Raw genomic sequence first — 19,426 nt, 5'->3', positions numbered from 1 at the left:
CGTCTCCAAGGAGGAGGCCGGCGGGTGAGGTGCCAGCCGGCCTTCCTTTCTCGTTTAATCAGCAATTAACCGCCAAGACCCGACCCCAACCGCCAGCGGCGATGTTGTGGCATGCCACAACATCGCTGCCGCAAGCAGGGTTTGGGCGTGACTCAGGCATCGGCCTGGGCTTGCATCCTGCGAGTGGCCTCGGCAAGCCCGGGTGTGTCCGCAGCGCCGCGGATGAACGATACCGTCCGTGCAATGACCTGTGCGTCATACAGGACACGGCGATGGCCCAACCCGTCCGTGGCCATCAACTGCGCGCCAGGCCATGCACCAGCAATGGCCGCGCCGCTCTCCCAGCCCACTTCCTTGTCTTGCCGGTCGTGGATCACCAGCGTAGGCGGCACCGGGCGGGCGCGCCCGATGGCCGGGACGTTGAAGGCAGACCACGGCATGCCCAGCCAGCGCTCGCTGTTGCGCTGCATGCGGGCCAGTACGCCGGGGCCAATGCCGAGCCGCCAGGCCAATGCAGCGGCGGCAGTGTGCATGTCGGCCGGCGGGCCGATCATCACGGCAGCCTGCAGATGCAAGCCTTCGCGCACGGCCAGCGCCAGGGCGGCGCTGCCGAGCGAATGCGCAATCACCGCGTGGACCGGGCCGGCGTGCCACGCCGTGGCCAACAGCGAATGTGACATTTCCACAACAGAAGTCTGGCCCGCGCCGCGCGCACCTGCGTCGGAGCCGCCGTGCGAGAGTGCATCAAAGGCGACCACACGCATGCCAGCCGCCAGCAGCGGTGCAACCAGCGGCTGCCACTGGGCCGCATGGCCACCCCAACCGTGGGCCAGCAAGACAGCCGGCCCAGTATTGCCCCAACGATAGACGCGCACGCGCCGGCTTGCTCCCTGGCCGGTCACGAGCGCCCAGTCCGCGCGCGCACGGTCAAGCAGCTCGCGGCCAGCGCCATCCGGGCCGCTGCCATGGGGCGGACGGAACCATGCGTGCTCGAGCGCGCGCGCTACGCCGGCCGGATAAATCAGCTCGGCCAATTGCCAGCCAAGGCGCCCCAAGCGCATTGGCGCCCTGGATTCCGGCGCGGCCTGGCGGGTTCTGGTGGATGAGTAAATCGCTTGCGTCACGGCGGTCACCTCTAGCGAAGACTTCTGGCATTCCAGGCCGTGGCCTCGGGGAGGGGCGATACCCCTCCGGTAAGACCGACCAGTCGTGCTATTTTTTATTTCAAAAAAAGACAACATCCTGCCGTCTTGAAATTCAGCCCGATCTGCCTCGCGAGAGGCGTCTCGCGCAGGTGCCTCCTCGTCCTTGGCTACTTGCGCACGGGCTGCGCAAGCTCGGCGCGGCGGAGCAGTGCCTCGAACGCCCGGCGGGCCATGGTCTCGGCATCTTCACGGCCCAGCAGCTTGTAAGACTGTTGAAAGGACATACCGATACCAACCATCTCGAAGGCGAACTGCCGCGCGTCTTGTGCCGGCGAAAGATCGCCTTCTTCGATCGCGTCGGTCACGGCCCTGGCGATGAGGCTATGCCAGTCTTTCAGCGATTGCACCACCTGATCCCTGACGGCGCCAGGGCGGTCGCGGTATTCCTGGCCTAGCGCCATGAACAGGCAGCGGCCTTTATTGACGGATCCACCGAGCCAGAGCATGTACCCATCGAAGAGAGCTTGCACCCGGCGCGTGCCGCGCGGCAGGCGCATGGCCGGCCTGAAGACGATGTCCGAAAAGCGCTCCAGGGCGAGCGCCAAAACGGCTTGCTGCAAGGCTTCTTTTGACTTGAAGTGCGCGTAGAGCCCGCTCTTGGACATGCTGGTGTCGGCGGCCAAGGTGGCGAGCGACAATTGCTCGAACCCGACCTGGGCGGCGGTGTCCAGGGCCTGCTCGATGATCGCTGCGCGGGTAAGTTGTCCTTTCTGCATGTCGAAAGAATAGCACGACCGGTCGTATTGTCAACTTCGCGCTTGTGCGTTTTCGTCAACCTATTTCACTGCCGCCCGTTATGTCACCACGGAGGCAGATAATTGTGCTGTATCGGACCTATTGACAGGCTAGGATTAGCCTGCGCAGGGTGCCAACAAGAAATCTGCACAAAGTGTTGCCCTGATTACATACGGAACGCTTTGCGTGCTCTATACTCGAATGCACGTCCGCGCACTTTTTTTTCATTGGTGACTGGAGACCGACATGAACAGTACAGCCGTGCCTAGAGGCGCTAGCGAACCGTTCCGGCAACTGCGGGCGTTGCGCCGAGCGCGAAAGCTCAAGCAGGAAGACGTCGCCCGTAAGGCCGGGATCTCCCGGGAAGCTTACTTGCGGGCAGAATCGGGTCAAGCCGACCCCCGCATGTCGACTTTCCTAGCGGCTTGCGAGGCGCTTGGCCTGGAAGTGGTGCTGGCACCCCAGCATCTTGCTGCCGACGTCAACGCGTTTATTGCCAGCCGCAATGGCGGCGTCACGGCCGCTTCCATGGCCGGGCAGGCACCTGCCGCAACGCCTACCGCCGCAAGCCCTGCACCGGCCACCCCGGTCAGCACAGGCTTCGCGTCGAACCCGGGCGAAGGTCACAAGCCAGCCTGAGTACTCGTGCTGGCTCCGGCCGGGTCTGCGGCCGGACTGGCGCGCGCTTGTCATACCGGCAGCGGGCACGCCCCCACGTGCCTGCTGCTGGGGTTTTGCCTGCTTTACAAGGATGCCACGCCTGACGGCATCCGCCTGTCTTCGACGGCCTCGGCCCCGTGCCGAGGCCGGGTTGTTCGTTTGCCTGTCGAGCCTGTCGCTTTCTCCCTGTTCGTCTTGCCTCTCTTGTCCGCCTGACTTTGCTCGGGCCGCCTGCGCTTGTGCGCCGTCTGGCGTCACGTCTTTGTCTCACCCTGTCCTTCGCGCCTAACCTACAAAGGTAGTGTCCACCGGTTTTCGCCGTCCACGGCGAAATAAGGGCCGATACGGGTTTGACACGTCCGGGACCTGAGATTACGATATGGTAAATCAATTACGGATTGTGAAATTCACGATCCAGCGTTCAAAAAGACACCGCTAGTGTGATCACTCGGCCACTATGCCCGCTGCGGCAGTGGCCCGAGGCGTAGGGAGACAAGCCAATGCCGCTGAGTACCGAACCCAACCTTGCCCGTCCGGACGACTTCTACGAGGCGCTGATCGACATGCATCGCGATCTCTCCGACACGCAGAGCCAGGCCGCCAACGCGCAACTGATCCTGCTGCTGGCCAATCACATCGGCGATCTTGCTGTTCTGCAGGAAGCCATGGAGCTAGCCCGCGCGGGCGTGCTCGATTCATCGAAAGCGAAATCGCAAGCGTAAGAGGAAGACCCAAGATATGACGCAGACGCAATTGAACGTTGTGAACGTGAAAGGGCAGGCGCCCGACCACGGCACGCCCGGCTACCAATCCGGTTTTGCCAACGAGTTCGCCACCGAGGCACTGCCCGGTGCGTTGCCGGTGGGGCAGAACTCGCCCCAGCGCGCGCCGTATGGCCTGTATGCCGAGCAGATTTCCGGTACGGCGTTTACCGCGCCGCGCGCGCACAACCGGCGCAGCTGGTGCTATCGCATTCGCCCGGCGGCGATGCATGAGCCGTTCACGCGGGTCGAGCAGTCGCGCATCGTCAGCCATTTCGATGCGGTGCCGCCATCGCCCAACCAGATGCGCTGGAGCCCGCCGGCGATGCCCAAGGAGCCCACCGACTTTGTCGACGGCATCGTCACCATGGCCGGCAACGGCGGCCCGGAAGCCATGTCGGGCTGCGGCATTCACCTGTACCTGGCCAACCGGTCGATGACGGACCGCTTCTTCTACAACGCCGACGGCGAGATGCTGATCGTGCCGCAGCAGGGCAGGCTGCGCGTGGCGACCGAGATGGGCCTGCTGGACGTCGAGCCGCAGGAGATCGTGGTGATCCCGCGCGGCGTGCGTTTTCGCGTGGAACTGCCGGATGGCGAGGCGCGCGGCTATATCTGCGAAAACTACGGCGCCTTGTTCCGCTTGCCCGACCTGGGCGTCATCGGCTCCAATGGCCTGGCCAATCCGCGTGACTTCCTCACGCCGCATGCATGGTACGAGGATCGCGAGGGCGATTTCGAGCTGGTGGCGAAGTTCCAGGGCAACCTGTGGCGCGCCGCGATCGGGCACTCACCGCTGGATGTGGTGGCCTGGCATGGCAATTACGCGCCGTACAAGTACGACCTGCGCCGCTTCAATACCATCGGCTCGATCAGCTTCGATCACCCGGACCCCTCGATTTTCCTGGTGCTGCAAAGCCCGTCCGACACCCCGGGCGTGGACAGCATTGATTTCGTCATCTTTGGCCCGCGCTGGCTGGCGATGCAGAACTCCTTCCGCCCGCCCTGGTTCCACCGCAATATCGCCAGCGAGTTCATGGGTCTGATCGAGGGTGTCTACGATGCCAAGGCCGATGGCTTCTCGCCTGGCGGCGCCAGCCTGCACAACTGCATGAGCGGCCACGGCCCGGATGCCGAGACGTTCGCCAAGGCCACCGCCGCGGATACCTCGCAGCCGCACCGCATCAGCGATACCATGGCGTTCATGTTCGAGACGCCGGCCGTGATCCGGCCGACGCCGTATGCCGCGGAGTCGGCGCAGTTGCAGGACGACTACTACAGGTGCTGGCAAGGCCTGAAGAAGCATTTCAACCCCAACGAGCGCTGATCCTCAAGTCCCAGGGCCGGCTTCGTCCGGCCAACCATCATGATTCCAGGGTGCCCGTGCGGCGCATGTCGCCGGCACCCTTGTCATTCCCCTCCGGAGCCCCCGATGACCACTGTCCAGCAGAGTTGGATCGAATCCGCCAATGATGGCGTCACGCATTTCCCGCTGCAGAACCTGCCCTACGGCATTTTTTCCCCGAACGGGCAGGGCCCGCGCGTAGGCGTCGCCATCGGCGACTTCATTCTCGACCTGTCCGTGCTGGACGAGGCCGGCCTGCTGCCTGCTTCCGTCAAAGGCGTGTTTGGCGGCGCCACGCTCAATGCCTTCATCGCGCTCGGCAAGCCGGCATGGACCGAAACCCGCCAGCGCCTGACGTCCTTGCTGGCAGCGGACGACACCACCTTGCATCCCAAGTCGGCCCTGCATGAGCAGGCCCTGGTGCCGATGGCCTGGGCTACCATGCACCTGCCGGTGGACATCCCCGGCTACACCGATTTCTACTCCTCGCGCGAGCACGCCACCAACGTCGGCCGCATGTTCCGCGATCCGGAAAATGCGCTGCTCCCCAACTGGCTGGAGATTCCCATCGGCTACAACGGCCGCGCCAGCTCGGTGGTGGTGAGCGGCACGGAACTGCGCCGCCCAAAGGGGCAGATCAAGCCGCCGAACGCGCCGCGCCCGGTCTTTACGGCTTGCCAGAAGCTCGACTACGAACTGGAAATGGCCTTCATCGTCGGCAAGCCGTCGACCCTGGGCGAGCCGGTCAGCACCGCTGCGGCAGCCGGGCACATGTTCGGCATGGTGATCCTCAACGACTGGAGCGCGCGCGATATCCAGCAGTGGGAGTACGTGCCGCTGGGTCCGTTCAACAGCAAGGGCTTCGGCACCTCGATCTCCCCGTGGGTGGTCACCATGGACGCGCTCGAGCCGTTCCGCCGCGACAATCCGGTGCAATCGCCCGAGCCGCTGGCGTATCTGCAGCAGCCCGAGCGCAATGCCTATGACATCGCACTGGAAGTCTCGCTGCGCCCCGAAGGCGCGGCGCAGGCCACCACCGTCTGTCGCACCAACTTCAAGGCCATGTACTGGACCATGGTCCAGCAACTGGCGCACCACACCGTGTCCGGCTGCAATGTCCGTGTGGGCGACCTGATGGGCTCCGGCACCATCAGCGGCACCACGCCGGATTCCTATGGCAGCCTGCTGGAACTGACCCGTAACGGTGCCGAACCCTTGACGCTGGCGGACGGCGGCAAGCGCGGCTTCCTGGAAGACGGCGACGAAGTGGTCATGGCTGGCTGGTGCCAGGGCGACGGCTATCGCGTCGGCTTTGGCGAGGTGGCAGGAAAGATCCTGCCCGCGCTGTAAGCCGCATCAGGCTCGTTTTGCCAAAGACCCCCGCCGCGCTACGCCGGGCGGGGGATAGTCCGCTCGCACGCCCCCTCACTCCCACCCCCCCGTTTCCCTCCCGGCCTTGACAGGCATGGCTACGCCACCGCATGGCCGGCTGGCGCGCGCCGTTACAATTGACAACCTTCTTAACCTTCTTGCATCCCCTGTTGCCGCGCCTTTGTGCGAGAATTCGGCCCTGACAAAATGGGCGAGTCAAAGTTCGGCATTCCTGCCAAAAATGATGTTTTGATTGTCCCGCGGCTGACGCCGATGGGTCGCCTGGGGTCAGTTTTGCGGGTTTTCGGTCGTTAACACCGATTTAATACCAATTTGGTCCCGACTCGCAGACGGGCAACGTCATTTGCCGGCAGGCGGCCATGTCCGCCACGGCAGCGGCCCCGGAGTCAATGCAAGACAAGTATTCAAGTAGCAATCAAGCGGAAAACCAGGGCAAACAGGCGGTATCTGCCCACAAAATTCGGCAACGGGTGTGATTCGTGATGTGTGCGAAACGCCTGCGTGTCTGCTGGCGCCGGTGTGCATCACCCGCGCGCCGGCGGCGACCCGCCTTTTCATCCACCCTACGCGAACGGCACGGCAATGGAATTTGGTATTCGCGCATGGGCGGCATGTGCAGCACAACTAGAAACGCAGCAAGCCTGGCAGGCCTGGAGCCGCGCGCCCTGGCTGCCTGAAGGCGACGCATTGCCCACGCTGGCCGCCATGGCCCCGATGCTGCGCCGCAGGATCACCGCGCTGGGCCGCGCGGCCCTGCACCCCGCCTATGCCTGCCAGCCGGGCGTGGATGGCATTCCCGTCATCTTTGCATCGCGCCACGGCGACACCCTGCGCCCGCTGCAAATGCTCGGCGACCTTGCCGGCGGCGAGCCCTTGTCGCCCACGGCCTTCGGCCTGTCCGTGCATAACGCCATCGGCGCGCTGTATTCGATCGACCGGGGCGATCCGGGCAACCTGCAAGCCCTGGCCGCTGGCCGCGATACGGTAGAGGCGGCGGTGGTGGAAGCGTGCGGCCTGCTGGCCGACGGCGCCCCGGAAGTCTTGCTGGTGCACTACGAGGCGCCGCTGCCCGAGGCCTATGCCGTCTTCGCGGACGAACCGGAGTGCCTGTTCGGCTGGGCGTGGCGGGTCGGCATGCCGCAAGCGGGGCAGCCGGTGTTCAGCCTTGAGGTGATGGGGGAGGCCCTGCCGGCCGCCGCCGGCGCAACGCTGCCGCATGGGCTGGAGGTGCTGCGCTTCATGCTGTCGGGCGACGCCGAGTTGCGCCACGCCGGGGAGCGTGCCGGCTGGAGGTGGCAGCGACATGGTTGAGCGCCTGGACCGGGCCTGGCGCGTCTGCGCGACCGGGCTGTGCTTCTCCAGCTTCGGCGTCGGCGGGCTTGTGCTGCGGGTGCTGGTGTTCCCGTTGCTTGCCGTCTTGCTGTGGTCTTCGGCGCGCCGGCAGCGGGTCTGCAAGAACGTGGTGCATTACGCGTTCCGGCTTTTCCTGTGGCTGATGCGCTCGGTCGGGGTGATCCGCTACGAGGTGCTGCATCCCGAGCGGCTGCGCCGCCAAGGCTTGCTGATCGTGGCCAACCATCCGTCGCTGATCGATGTCGTCTTTCTGATCGCGCTGACGCGCCAGGCCGATTGCGTGGTGCGCTCCGGCCTGGCCCACAACCCGTTTACCCGTGGCCCGGTGCGCGCCACCGGCTACGTCTGCAATGACTCCGGCGCAGGCATGGTGGATGACTGCATTGCCTCGTTGCGCGCGGGCAATAATCTCGTCATCTTCCCCGAGGGCACGCGCACGCCGTTGCATGGCCCGCTGCGCTTGCAACGGGGTGCGGCCAATGTCGCGGTGCGCGGCGGCTTTGCGCTTACGCCTGTGGTGATCCGGTGCGAGCCGCCCACGCTCACCAAGGGTGAGAAGTGGTACCGCGTGCCGGCCCGCAGGCCTCGTTTCATCATTGACGTGCGAGAGGATGTCAGTGTCGCCCAGATGGTGCCGTCCGGATTGGACGATGCGCTGGCGGTACGGCACCTGACCCAATCGCTATCTGAGTTTTTTTCCAGGGAGGTCCGCCGTGACGGCGCTTGAGCAAGAAATCAAGGAACTGATCATTTCATCGTTGTCGCTGGAGGATATCGGCGTGGACGATATCGACGCCGAAGCACCGCTGTTCATCGAAGGGCTGGGCCTGGATTCGATCGATGCGCTCGAACTCGGGCTGGCGCTGCAAAAGCGCTACGGCGTCACCATGAACGGCGACAAGGAAGACATGCGCGCGCGCTTTGCCAGCGTGACAGCGCTGGCCACGTTCGTCGCATCTCAGCGCGCTGGCCAGGCTTCTGCCTGAACCCGTCCGCGACACACCAAGGATCCACATACCACTTGCCAGGCCGGCAACCACAGCCGGTCATAGCCGAACAGGGGGAAGCCCATCATGACCCATGACGAAATCTTTGCGCGGGTGGCCGCGGTGCTCGAGGAAACCTTCGAGATCGACCCGGCCCGCATTCGTCCCGAAGCCCGTCTCTATGACGACCTGGACATCGACAGCATCGACGCGGTCGACCTGCTGGTGAAGCTCAAGCCGATGCTGAACAAGCCGATCAAGCCGGAGCAGTTCAAGGCCGTGCGCACCGTGCAGGACGTGGTGCAGGCGCTGGCCTTGCTGATCGACTCGCCCGCCACGGCCTGAGCGCGCATGCCCGTGCGTAAATTGCTGCTCGGCGTGTTGACGCTGTGCTATCCGGTGGCGATCTACTTCGGCCTGCAGCATTGGTCGCCGCGCGTGATGGCGCTGGCGCTGGTGGCATTGGCGCTGCTGCGCGCCCTGACCAGCCGCCAGGCCGGCTGGCGCCTGCTTGCCGTGGCTGCCGCCGTGCTGGCCGCGATCGTGGCCGCGTCCAACCACGCGTTGCCCCTCAAGCTGTATCCCGTGCTGGTCAATGCCGCGATGCTGGGCTTGTTTGGCTGGAGCCTGCGGCACCCGCCCAGCCTGGTGGAGCGGCTGGCGCGGCTGCGCGAGCCGGACCTGCCGCCCTCGGGCGTGGCGTACACGCGCCGCGTGACGCAAGCCTGGTGCGTGTTCTTCGTGTGCAACGGCACGGTAGCCGCGCTGACCGCCGTGCTGGCCAGCGACCGCATCTGGGCTCTCTATAACGGCGGCATCGCCTACGGTTTGATCGGCGCCATGTTCGCCGGCGAATGGCTGGTGCGCCAGCGTGTGATGGCAAGGGGGCGGCATGGCTGAGTGGCTGGGCGTAAGCGGGTTGATGGCGGCGCTGGCTCAGCGCTCGCACGTGGTCGCGCATGGCGCGGCCGGCGCGACCACCGCACCGGAGTTCGTGCGGCGCGTGGCCGCCTGGCGGCAAGCGTTTGCTGCCGCGCCGGGGAAATCCTGGGCGCTCTACATCGAATCGACCGCCGAGTTCGCGGCGGCGCTGTTCGGCGCCTGGCACGCGGGCAAGCACGTGGTGCTGCCCGGCGACACGCGTGCCGAAACGCTGGCGGCATTGCGCGAGCGCGCCGATGGCTGCGCCGGCGAGTTGCCCGATGGCCTGTGGCCGCAAGCATCGATCGAGCCGGCCAACGGCAGCATGGACTGGCCTGCGCTGGCGCCAAGCGACACGCTGGTGACGATGTTCACCTCAGGTTCCACCGGCGCGCCCGGCGCCATCGTCAAGCACCTGTCGCAGCTCGACGCGGAAGTGCAGGCGTTGCAGGCCGCGTTCGGCGCGGGGCTGCCGGCGCAGCTGAGAGTGCTCGCAACGGTGTCGCACCAGCATATCTACGGCCTGTTGTTCTGCGTGTTGTGGCCGCTCGCGGCAGCGCGCGCCATGCCGGCGGACCGGCTAGCGTTCCATGAGGAAATCGTGCGCGCGTGCGGGGATGCCCCGGCGCTGCTGGTCACCAGCCCGGCGCACCTGCGGCGCATGCCGCAAGCGCTCGACTGGTCTGCCGCCCGCGGCGTGCTGCGCGCCGTGTTTTCGTCGGGCGGGCCTTTGCCGCCAGAGGCCGCGGCCGACGCGCTGCGCCACCTGGGACAAGCCCCCATCGAAGTGTTCGGCAGCTCGGAAACCGGCGGTATCGCCTGGCGGCAGCGTGCCCGCCACGAAGACCGCTGGACTCCGCTGCCGGGCGTGCAATGGCGCTTGCAGGACGGCTTCCTGGCGGTGCGCTCCGCGCACCTTCCGGACGACGGCTGGTTTCTGTGCGCGGACCATGTGCTGCCCGCCGCGGATGGCGGCTTCACCCTGGCGGGCCGGGCCGACCGCATCGTCAAGATCGAGGAAAAGCGCGTATCGCTGACCCAGGTCGAGCAGGCGCTGGCCGCGTCGCCGCTGGTGCGGGAGGCGCGCGTAGTGCTGCTGGAGCTGGATGTCGGCACGCGCCTTGGCGCCGTGCTGGTGCCCAGCGAGAGCGGCGCGGCCATGCTGGCCGGGCAGGGCCGCGTGGCGCTGCTCGCCGCGTTGCGCGCCCGCCTTGCGGATGCCGTGGACGCGGTGGCGTTGCCGCGGCGCTGGAGCTTTGCCGAGGCGCTGCCCTGCAACGCGCAGGGCAAGACCACGCAAGCCATGCTGCGCGACGTGTTCCGCCGCGTGCTGCCGGCCGTGCGCTGGCAGGCCGCGGAGGATGCGCTGTCCGCCGCCGCCGAGCTGGAGGTCAGCGAGGACCTGGCCGTGTTCGACGGCCATTTCCCGGGCAGCCCCATCGTGCCAGGCGTGGCCCAGGTCGACTGGGTGATGGCGCTGGCGCCCGAGCGCCTGCCGGTGCCGCCGCGCGCGCGTTTTCGCCGGCTCGAGATACTCAAGTTCCAGGCCGTGATCACGCCCGGCACCCTGGTGCACATGACGCTGGCCTGGCAGCCCGAGCGCAGCGCGCTGGCCTTTCGCCTGAGTTCGGCGCGCGGCCCGCACGCCAGCGGGCGCATCATTTTTGGAGAGGCGGATGTTTAAGCCCGTGGCGCTCGTCCCGGTCTACGACCACGAACATGCCATCGGTGCGATGGTGCAAGCCATTCTCGCGCACCCTGTGCCGTGCCTGCTGGTGGACGACGGCAGCAGCCCGGCCTGCGAGCGTGTGCTGCGCGAGCTTGCCGCAAACCATGCCGATCGGGTCCACCTGATCCGCCTGCCGCAGAACCAGGGCAAGGGCGGAGCCATCATGGCGGGCTTCGAGGAGGCCGCGCGTATGGGATTTACGCATGCGCTGCAGATCGATGCCGACGGGCAGCATGATGCCGGCTGCATCCCCCAGTTCCTGGCCCTGGCGCAGGCCAGCCCGGACGCCATGATCTGCGGCTGCCCGGTCTACGACGAATCGGTGCCGCGCGTGCGGCTGCTGGCGCGCTACCTGACCCACGTCTGGGTCTGGATCAACACGCTGTCGTTCGCCGTGCGCGATTCGATGTGCGGGCTGCGCGTCTATCCCCTTGCGCACGTGCTCCCGCTGGTGCGCCAGGTCAAGCTGGGCCGGCGCATGCAGTTCGATACCGAGGTGCTGGTGCACCTGGTCTGGCGCGGCGTGCGCGTCGTCAACGTACCCACGCGCGTGACGTATCCTACCGACGGCGTTTCCCATTTCCAGGTCTGGCGCGACAACGTGCTGATCTCTTCCATGCATACGCGGCTCTTCTTCGGCATGCTCAAGCGCTTGCCGGTGCTGCTGTGGCGCAAGGTGCGGCCGGCATGAGCACGCCCCAAGCCACCCAAGGCACCCAAGCTGCCCAAGCGGCGCAACCCGGGCGCATGGCCCGTCACTGGAGCCAGATCCGCGAATCCACTTGCGTATGGGGCGTGTGGAGCCTGTACTGGCTGTATCGCCTGTGCGGCCGTGTGCTGTTCCGCGCGGTGCTGTACCCGGTGGTGACCTACTACTGGCTTGCCAAGCCGCTGGCGCGCCATGCGTCGCTCGACTATCTGCGCCGCATCCAGGCCGCCACGGGCGCGGTCGGCCCGGCGGGCATGATGCCGGGGCTGCGCCATAGCCTGCGCCACCTGTTCTCGTTTGCCGACACGTTGCTCGACAAGCTGCTGGCCATCGGCGGCGGCTACCGCTATGGCGCGGTGCGGCGTGAAGGCGCCGAGGTGATGCTGGCGCAGATCGCCAGCGGGAAGGGCGGCATCATCGTGACCGCCCACATGGGCTGCCTGGAGCTGTGCCGGGTGCTGGCCAACCAGCGCGCTGGCCTGCGCCTGACGGTGCTGGTGCATACCGCGCACGCGGCGCAGTTCAACCGCATCCTGTCGCGGCTGGACCCGCGCTCCGGGCTGCAGCTGTTCCAGGTCGACGATATTTCGCCGGCCACCGCCTTGCTGTTGGCCGAGAAGGTCCGCGCGGGCGAGTTCGTGGCGATTGCGGGCGACCGGGTCCCGGTGCATGGCGGCCGCGCCGTGACGGTGCCGTTCCTGGGCGCGCCCGCGCGCTTTCCCGTGGGGCCTTATGTGCTGGCGGCGTTGCTGGAATGCCCGTTGTTCGCCATGGGCTGCGTGCGTTCGGGCAAAGGCCATCTGCTGCGCTTTACCGAGCTGGCCCGCGAAGTGCGCCTGCCGCGCGCGCGGCGCGACGCGATCCTGACCGAGCACGCGGCCGGCTATGCGCAATGGCTGTCGCAACTGCTGGTGGAGTCGCCCTACGACTGGTTCAACTTCTACGATTTCTGGGGCCAGGGCGGCGCCGTGCCGGACGCAGCGCGCGCCAGCGCCACGCCCATTGAAAGCTGACCTGAATCCGGACATCGCGATACCCAACCTTATGCCCCAAGCCTCCCAGGACTTCAGCTTCGAGATCACGCTCAGCGCGGCCTTCCACGACCTCGACCCGATGAACGTGGTCTGGCACGGCAACTACGTGCGCTATTTCGAGCAGGCACGCTGCGCGCTGCTGGCGCGCTACCACTACGACTACCCAGCCATGCGGGACTCGGGCTATGCGTGGCCCGTGGTGGACATGCGCGTCAAGTATGTCGGGCCGCTTACCTATGGCCAGTCGTTCATCGTGCGCGCCACCATCGTCGAGTGGGAGAACCGGCTCAAGATCGAGTACGTGGTCCGCGATGCCGCCAGCGGCCGGCGCCTGACCAAGGGCTACACCATCCAGGTGGCGGTGGACCTGGCCAATGGCGAGATGCAGTACGTCTGCCCGCCGGTCCTGCTGGCGTGCCTTGGCGTGCAAGACGGGGCGCAGCCGGAGTGCCAGGCATGATGCGCCGCCGCTTGTTGCAGGCGCTTTGCTGCGCCGTGCTGGCTGGCCCGGGCCTTGCCGCCGCGGCCGCGCCGGATTTGCTGGCCTCGGTGGCTGCGCGCTTGTCCGATGCCCCGGTCATCCACGGACGCTTCGAGCAGGTCCGCCGCCTGTCCGGCTTTGCCAATCCGCTGGTCTCACGTGGCGACTTCGTGCTCGCGCGCGAGCGTGGCGTGGTGTGGAGCACGCGTGAGCCGTTTGCGTCCAGCCTGCTGGTCACGCCGGACCGGCTGGTCATGCGCGGTGCCGATGGCCGCGTGCAGCAACAGTTGCAGGCAGACGCCCAGCCCGCCATGCGGGTCGTGGGCGAATCGGTGATTGCCGTGCTGCGCGGCGACCTGCGCGCGTTGTCCACACGTTTCGAGGTGGCCGGCCAACTGGTTGGCAAGAGCGGCTGGACGCTGACGCTGACGCCGACCGATGCCGGCATGCGGCGCGTATTCACCCGCATCGAGCTGGCCGGGGACCGCTTTGTGCGCAACGTGCGCCTGGAAGAAGGCAGCGGCGACAGCACCACCGTCAAGATGATCGACCCGAGCGCGGCCGCCAAACTCGGTGCGGATGAGGAGAAGCGCTTTGAGTAAGGCGGCAAAGGTGGCTAGGGCCGCCCCGGCCACTGGCAAGCCCGCGCACGGGCTCAGCACGCTGGAGCGGGTGCTGGCCGTGGCGTGGCTGCTGCTGGTGATCGCGCTGACGGTGCACCAGTTGCAGTTCTGGCGCGCCTCGCGGCTCGACACCGATGTGATGGCCTTGTTGCCCACCAGCCAGCGCACCGCCACCGCCGACCGCGTGCTGCGCCGGCTGGCCGATGGCGTCTCGCGCGAGATCGTGGTGCTGGTCGGCGCGCCCGACTGGGCCCGCGCCCGTGCCGCCGCCGATCGCTTCAGCACGGCCGCGAAGCCGCAGGCGAGCTTGCTGCAGCCAGTGGACCGCATCGCCAGTTTCGACCTCGACGCGGCGCTGGCCTTCTACCGGCCTTACCGCGACCGCCTGCTTACCGATAGCCAGCGCGCCATGCTGCGCCAGGCTGATCCCGATGTATTGTCCCAGCAGGCGCTGACCCGGCTCTACCAGCTTTCCACCGGCCCGCGCCTGACCGACTGGGCCGCCGACCCGATCGGGCTCTGGCAGGACTGGTGGCTGTCGCGCGCGGCCATCACGCGCGTGCATGAGCGTGATGGCCGCGCAGCGCTCAGCGCCGAGGGCAAGGAGTGGGTGCTGCTGACGTATCGCATCACCAAGCCTGCGTTCTCGGTGAGCGGCAATACAGACTACGGCGATGTGCTCCAGATGGGCGAGCGCGCCGCCGCGCAGGGCGACGACGGCGTGCACGTGGTGGCCGCCGGCATTCCCTTGCATGCGGAAGCCGCCGCATCCCAGGCCAACCTGGAGATGAACGTGATTGGCTGGGGTTCGCTGGCGGCGGTCTTGCTGCTGGTCTGGCTGGCCTTCCGTTCGCTGCGCCCGATCATCCTGGTGGGGCTGTCGCTGCTGATCGGCACGGCTGCCGCGGTATCTGCCACCGCGCTGGTGTTTGACCGCGTCCACCTGATCACGCTGGTGTTCGGTGCCAGCCTGGTGGGCGTGGCCGAGGACTTCGGCATTCACTATTTCGTGTCGCGGCAGGCCAGTCCTGGCCTGTCGCCGCCGCAGGTGATGCGCAGGCTGCTGCCGGGCATGGCGCTGGCGCTGTCGACCAGCGTGGTGGCCTACTTGGCGCTGGGTATCGCGCCGTTCCCGGGGCTGCGGCAAATGGCGCTGTTCTCGGCCGTGGGGCTGGTGGCGGCTTTCCTGACCGTGGTGTTCTGGTTCCCGCTGCTTGACCGCGGCCAGCTGCGCCAGACGCGCCTGTCGAGTTGGCTGACCGCCAGCCTGGCCCGCTGGCCGCGCGTGGGCATGGATCGCGCTTCGATGCTGCTGCTGGGTGCCCTGGCCCTGTTCATCGTGCCGGGGCTGTGGCAGGTCAAGGTGGCGGATGACGTGCGCCAGCTGCAAAGCTCGCCGCCGGCGCTGATCGAGGCGCAGCGCACCGCCGGGCGCTTGCTGGGCACGCCTAGCCCCGCCCAGTTCCTGCTGGTGCGCGGCAACTCGCCGGACCAGGTGCTGGCGCGCGAGGAAGCGGTCAAGGCGGCGCTGGCGGGCGTGGTGGCGCGCGGCGAGCTGGAGGGCTTTGTGGCCATCTCCGATTGGGTGCCATCGGCGTCCCGCCAGCATGCCGATGCCACGCTGACGGACGGCCTGGAGGCCGCCGTGCGCGAGCGCGTGGCGCGCGCGGTGGGCGGCCCCGTGGGCGCGCCCAATGCCGCCGCGCCGGACCGCGTGCTGACGTTGCCGGCGTGGCTGGCGAACCCGGTTTCCGAGACGTTGCGTCACCTCTGGCTGGATCGCGAGGGCCAGGGCTACGCCAGCGTCATGCTGCTGCGCGGGCTGGACAAGCCCACCACCATTGCGCTGATCGAGGCGGCGGCGGCCAAGGTACCGGGCGTCGAGTGGGTGGACCGCGTGGCCGACCTGTCCTCGCTGCTCAAGCACTACCGCGTGCTGATGACCTGGCTGCTGGGCGCCGGCGCGCTGGGCGTGGCGCTGTTGCTGGCATGGCGCTATGGCAGCGCCTCGTGGCGGGCGCTGGTGCCGACCTTGCTGGCGGGGGTATTCAGCGTGGCGCTGCTGGGCTGGCTGCATGTGCCGCTGCAGCTGTTCTCCGTGCTTGCGCTGGCGTTGCTGCTTGGCGTGGGCGTGGACTACGGCATCTTCCTGCTGGAGCATCCCGGCGATGGCGAGTCATGGACGGCGATCGTGCTTGGCGCGGCCAGCACGCTGCTGGCCTTCGGCCTGCTGGCGCTGTCGTCCACGCCGGCGCTGCATGCCTTTGGCATGACCATGCTGTCCGGCGTGGGGGCGGTATGGGTGCTGTCGCCATGGTTCCGGCCGCACGCGGCGCATGGGCATGCGCACTAGTTTCATGTGAAGTAGCAGCAAGACAAATAAAATAGCAAGACAAATAAAACCAACAAGATCAACGAGTCAAACAGGGTTGCTAATGAATACCGAACAGGTGGATGTCCTTATCATCGGCGCGGGCCCGGCGGGCTCCGTGGCGGCGGGCCTTTTGCGCAAGCGCGGCATTGATGTGCTGGTGATCGAGAAAGAGACCTTTCCGCGCTTCTCGATCGGGGAAAGCCTGCTGCCGCAGAGCATGGCCTACATCGAAGAGGCGGGCATGCTGCAGGCGGTGGTCGAAGCCGGCTTCCAGTACAAGAACGGCGCTGCCTTCGTGCGTGGCGACCGCTATACGGATTTCGATTTCCGCGACAAGTTCTCCGCCGGCTGGGGCACCACCTACCAGGTCCAGCGCGCGCGCTTCGACGACGTGCTGATCCGCGAGGCGCAGAAGCAGGGCGCCGAGGTCCGTTTCCAGCACCAGGTGAGCGCCGTCGACCTGGAGGGCGAGCAGCCTTGCGTCACCGTGCGCGACCCCGATGGCAAGGTGTACCAGGTGCAGGCGCGCTTCCTGCTGGATGCCTCGGGTTTCGGCCGCGTGCTGCCGCGCCTGCTGGACCTGGAGTCGCCGTCGCACTTCCCCGTGCGCAGCGCCATCTTCACCCACGTGGAAGACCGCATCCCGCTGGGCACCTTCGATCGCAACAAGATCCGCGTCAGCGTGCATCCGGAGCATGTCGATGTCTGGTATTGGACCATTCCGTTCTCGGACGGCCGCTGCTCGCAGGGCGTGGTGGCGGAAAAGCGTTTCCTCGACCAGTACACAGGGACCGAGACCGAGCGGCTGCGGGCGCTGGTGGGCGAGGAGCCCGGCCTTGCCAAGCTGCTGGCCAACGCCAGCTGGGATACCCCGGCCCGGCAGATCGCCGGTTACTCGGCCAACGTGAAATCGCTGTGGGGCAAGGGCTATGCGTTGCTGGGCAATGCGGGCGAATTCCTCGACCCGGTGTTCTCGTCGGGCGTGACCATTGCCTTCAAGTCCGCCAGCCTGGCCACGGCCTGCCTGGCGCGCCAGTTGAATGGCGAGGCGGTGGACTGGCAGGCCGATTACGGCCGCCCGCTCAAGGACGGTGTGGATTGCTTCCGCACCTTTGTGGAAGCGTGGTACGAAGGCCGCTTCCAGAAGCTGATTTTCCATCCCAATGCCACGCCGGAAATCCGCCGCATGATCTCGGCCATCCTGGCGGGCTATGCCTGGGACCGCACCAACCCGTTCGTCACCGAGTCGCGGCGCCGCCTTGGCGTGCTGGAGCAGCTTTGCGAAGCCTGATTGCCGGGCATCCGGCCATTGGCGCCGTGCCGGCGCGGATGCTGCTGGGTGTTGCCGCGTGTGCGTTGCTGCTGGCGGGCTGCGCCGGCCCGGGCGCGGGGCCGGCGGCAGGTTCCGCTTCGCCGCCTGCCGCGCCCACCGTGCCGGCCGGGCAGCAGGCCGTGCCGTTGCTGCGCCTGCCGCCGGCATCGCTGGGCCGCGCGCTGGCGCTGCAGCAGCAGATCACCGTGGTGTACCGCACCCCGCGCGGAGAGGAGCGCCGCGAGATCCAGGCCTTGCTGGAAGCCGACGCCACCCACACGCGGCTGGCCGCGCTGGCCGGCGGGCAGGTGCTGGCGCGGCTGGACTGGGATGGGCAGGACCTGCGCGTGGTGCGCTCGCCCTGGGCGCCGGCCGAGCTGGTGCCGGAGCGTATCCTGAGTGAAATGCAGTTGTCGTTGTGGCCGGTCGAGGCGATTGCCGCGGCCTTGCCGGCGGGCTGGCGCCTGGAGACCGAGGCCGGCCGGCGCGTGCTGCGCGCGGCTGGCGAGGTGGTGGCGGAGGTGCGCTATCCGGACCCGCAGACGATCGAGTTCGAGCAATACCGCGATGGCTATCGGCTGACCATCCGCACCCTGCCGCCGGCAGGGCAAGGAGGCATGAAATGAATGTCTTTATTAATGCACTGGGCATGACCTGCGCGCTGGGCGACGGCGCGGATGCCGTGCGCGCGGCGCTCTGGCGCGGCGACGCTCCGCAGGGCGGCGAGGTGACCGAGCTGTACAGCCCGGGCCGGCCGCTGCAACTTGGCACGGTCAACGCCGCGCTCAGCCTGCCGGACGACACGCCACGGGTGCACCGTACCCGCAACAATGCGCTGCTGTATCACGCCGCGCTCCAGTTCATGCCGCAGGCGCAGGCCGCCATCGCCCGGGTTGGCCCGGCACGGGTGGCCGTGGTGCTGGGCACCAGCACCTCCGGCATTGCCGAGGGCGGCGTGGCCGTGCGCGCGCGCGCTGCCACCGGTGCGTGGCCGGAGGGTTTCCACTACGGGCAGCAGGAGCTGGGCTCGCCGGCGCAGTTCCTGGCCGGCGTGCTGGGCGTGACCGGCGTGGCCTACACGCTGTCCACCGCCTGCTCGTCGAGCGCCAAGGCACTCGGGGCTGCCGCGCGCCTGCTGCGCAGCGGCATGGCGGACGTGGTGATCGCGGGCGGCGCGGATACCCTGTGCTCCTTCACCGTGGCCGGCTTCAGCGCGCTGGATTCCGTCTCGGCGTCGCGCTGCAACCCGCTGTCGGCCAACCGTTGCGGCATCAACCTGGGCGAAGGCGCCGGCTTGTTCCTGCTGTCCGCCGAGCCGGGGCCGGTGCGTCTTGCCGGCTGCGGCGAGACCTCCGACGCGCATCACATGTCGGCGCCGGACCCCAGCGGCACTGGTGCCCGGGCCGCCATGCTGCAGGCGCTGGAGCGCGCCGGGCTTGCGCCCGCGGACATCGATTACCTTAACCTGCACGGCACCGCCACGCCGCAGAACGACGCCATGGAAGCGCTGGCATGCGCCGCGCTGTTCGGCGCAGATCTGCCGCTCAGCTCGACCAAGCCGATGACCGGGCACGCGCTCGGCGCGGCCGGTGCGATCGAGGCCGCGCTGATGTGGCTGACGCTGGTCGACAACCCAGACGGCCGCCTGCCCCCGCACTGGTGGGATGGCGTGCCCGATCCCGCCTTGCCGGCGCTGCGCGTGGTGGCCCCCGGCGAAGCGCTGGGCCGCGCGCCGCGCTACGTGATGAGCAACTCCTTCGCTTTCGGCGGCAGCAACAGCGCCGTGATACTGGGAGCCGGCTGACC

At 67.6% G+C, this 19,426-nt stretch carries 20 protein-coding genes; 18 read left to right on the top strand and 2 right to left on the bottom strand.

Annotated features, from left to right (window positions below; genetic code table 11):
* Positions 1–152: 152 nt before the first annotated feature.
* Together ACX12D_RS26470 and ACX12D_RS26465 are read right to left on the bottom strand one after the other, a co-directional pair.
* A complete protein-coding gene (locus ACX12D_RS26470) occupies positions 153–1,124 on the bottom strand; it encodes an alpha/beta fold hydrolase (RefSeq protein WP_459376399.1) in 972 nt (323 codons plus the stop codon).
* A gap of 188 nt (positions 1,125–1,312) precedes the next feature.
* Entirely contained in the window at positions 1,313–1,843 is a 531-nt protein-coding gene (locus ACX12D_RS26465; protein ID WP_441637591.1) for a TetR/AcrR family transcriptional regulator, read from the bottom strand.
* Positions 1,844–2,186: 343 nt separating this feature from the next.
* On the opposite strand from ACX12D_RS26465, the gene ACX12D_RS26460 reads away from it, so the two are divergent.
* From ACX12D_RS26460 to ACX12D_RS26375, 18 genes are all read left to right on the top strand, one after another.
* Positions 2,187–2,579, top strand: a complete 393-nt coding sequence (locus tag ACX12D_RS26460; RefSeq protein WP_459376398.1) for a helix-turn-helix domain-containing protein — start codon at positions 2,187–2,189, stop codon at positions 2,577–2,579.
* Positions 2,580–3,100: 521 nt separating this feature from the next.
* Positions 3,101–3,322 carry a DUF2783 domain-containing protein gene (locus ACX12D_RS26455; RefSeq protein ID WP_459376397.1) on the top strand — a complete coding sequence of 74 codons (222 nt, stop codon included), beginning with the start codon at positions 3,101–3,103 and terminating at the stop codon, positions 3,320–3,322.
* 16 nt (positions 3,323–3,338) lie between these two features.
* On the top strand, positions 3,339–4,688 hold the full coding sequence (hmgA, locus tag ACX12D_RS26450; protein WP_459376396.1) for a homogentisate 1,2-dioxygenase: 1,350 nt from the start codon (positions 3,339–3,341) through the stop codon (positions 4,686–4,688).
* 105 nt (positions 4,689–4,793) lie between these two features.
* Entirely contained in the window at positions 4,794–6,056 is a 1,263-nt protein-coding gene (gene fahA / locus ACX12D_RS26445) for a fumarylacetoacetase (RefSeq protein WP_459376395.1), read from the top strand.
* Between the two features lie 624 nt (positions 6,057–6,680).
* Positions 6,681–7,409, top strand: a complete 729-nt coding sequence (locus tag ACX12D_RS26440) for a beta-ketoacyl synthase chain length factor (RefSeq protein ID WP_459376394.1) — start codon at positions 6,681–6,683, stop codon at positions 7,407–7,409.
* A complete protein-coding gene (locus ACX12D_RS26435) occupies positions 7,402–8,178 on the top strand; it encodes a lysophospholipid acyltransferase family protein (RefSeq protein ID WP_459376393.1) in 777 nt (258 codons plus the stop codon). Before ACX12D_RS26440 ends, ACX12D_RS26435 begins: the two co-directional genes overlap by 8 nt.
* The gene (locus tag ACX12D_RS26430; RefSeq protein ID WP_459376392.1) at positions 8,165–8,437 is read left to right on the top strand and encodes a phosphopantetheine-binding protein; all 273 of its coding nucleotides are present in this window, start codon (positions 8,165–8,167) and stop codon (positions 8,435–8,437) included. The genes ACX12D_RS26435 and ACX12D_RS26430 overlap by 14 nt, the downstream gene beginning before the upstream one ends.
* 87 nt (positions 8,438–8,524) lie before the next feature.
* Positions 8,525–8,782 carry an acyl carrier protein gene (locus tag ACX12D_RS26425; protein WP_043355719.1) on the top strand — a complete coding sequence of 86 codons (258 nt, stop codon included), beginning with the start codon at positions 8,525–8,527 and terminating at the stop codon, positions 8,780–8,782.
* 6 nt (positions 8,783–8,788) lie between these two features.
* Positions 8,789–9,337 (top strand): COG4648 family protein, encoded by a 549-nt coding sequence (locus ACX12D_RS26420; RefSeq protein WP_043355718.1) that lies wholly within the window; start codon positions 8,789–8,791, stop codon positions 9,335–9,337.
* The gene (locus tag ACX12D_RS26415; RefSeq protein ID WP_459376391.1) at positions 9,330–11,042 is read left to right on the top strand and encodes an AMP-binding protein; all 1,713 of its coding nucleotides are present in this window, start codon (positions 9,330–9,332) and stop codon (positions 11,040–11,042) included. Before ACX12D_RS26420 ends, ACX12D_RS26415 begins: the two co-directional genes overlap by 8 nt.
* A complete protein-coding gene (locus tag ACX12D_RS26410; protein ID WP_459376390.1) occupies positions 11,035–11,778 on the top strand; it encodes a glycosyltransferase family 2 protein in 744 nt (247 codons plus the stop codon). The genes ACX12D_RS26415 and ACX12D_RS26410 overlap by 8 nt, the downstream gene beginning before the upstream one ends.
* The gene (locus ACX12D_RS26405) at positions 11,775–12,809 is read left to right on the top strand and encodes an LpxL/LpxP family acyltransferase (protein WP_459376389.1); all 1,035 of its coding nucleotides are present in this window, start codon (positions 11,775–11,777) and stop codon (positions 12,807–12,809) included. The genes ACX12D_RS26410 and ACX12D_RS26405 overlap by 4 nt, the downstream gene beginning before the upstream one ends.
* A gap of 31 nt (positions 12,810–12,840) precedes the next feature.
* Positions 12,841–13,290: an acyl-CoA thioesterase gene (locus tag ACX12D_RS26400; RefSeq protein WP_459376388.1), complete on the top strand. Its 450-nt coding sequence runs from the start codon at positions 12,841–12,843 to the stop codon at positions 13,288–13,290.
* Positions 13,287–13,913, top strand: coding sequence for a LolA family protein (locus ACX12D_RS26395; RefSeq protein WP_459376387.1), 627 nt, complete (start codon positions 13,287–13,289; stop codon positions 13,911–13,913). Before ACX12D_RS26400 ends, ACX12D_RS26395 begins: the two co-directional genes overlap by 4 nt.
* Positions 13,906–16,287, top strand: a complete 2,382-nt coding sequence (locus tag ACX12D_RS26390) for an MMPL family transporter (protein WP_459376386.1) — start codon at positions 13,906–13,908, stop codon at positions 16,285–16,287. The genes ACX12D_RS26395 and ACX12D_RS26390 overlap by 8 nt, the downstream gene beginning before the upstream one ends.
* 82 nt (positions 16,288–16,369) lie before the next feature.
* Positions 16,370–17,599, top strand: coding sequence for an NAD(P)/FAD-dependent oxidoreductase (locus ACX12D_RS26385; protein ID WP_441637621.1), 1,230 nt, complete (start codon positions 16,370–16,372; stop codon positions 17,597–17,599).
* Positions 17,587–18,246 carry a DUF3261 domain-containing protein gene (locus tag ACX12D_RS26380; RefSeq protein WP_459376385.1) on the top strand — a complete coding sequence of 220 codons (660 nt, stop codon included), beginning with the start codon at positions 17,587–17,589 and terminating at the stop codon, positions 18,244–18,246. Before ACX12D_RS26385 ends, ACX12D_RS26380 begins: the two co-directional genes overlap by 13 nt.
* On the top strand, positions 18,243–19,424 hold the full coding sequence (locus ACX12D_RS26375; protein ID WP_459376384.1) for a beta-ketoacyl-ACP synthase: 1,182 nt from the start codon (positions 18,243–18,245) through the stop codon (positions 19,422–19,424). Before ACX12D_RS26380 ends, ACX12D_RS26375 begins: the two co-directional genes overlap by 4 nt.
* Positions 19,425–19,426 lie beyond the last annotated feature (2 nt).

The sequence above is a fragment of the Cupriavidus sp. PET2-C1 genome, from assembly GCF_054515855.1.
This window is presented reverse-complemented; position numbering and strand designations above follow the sequence as displayed.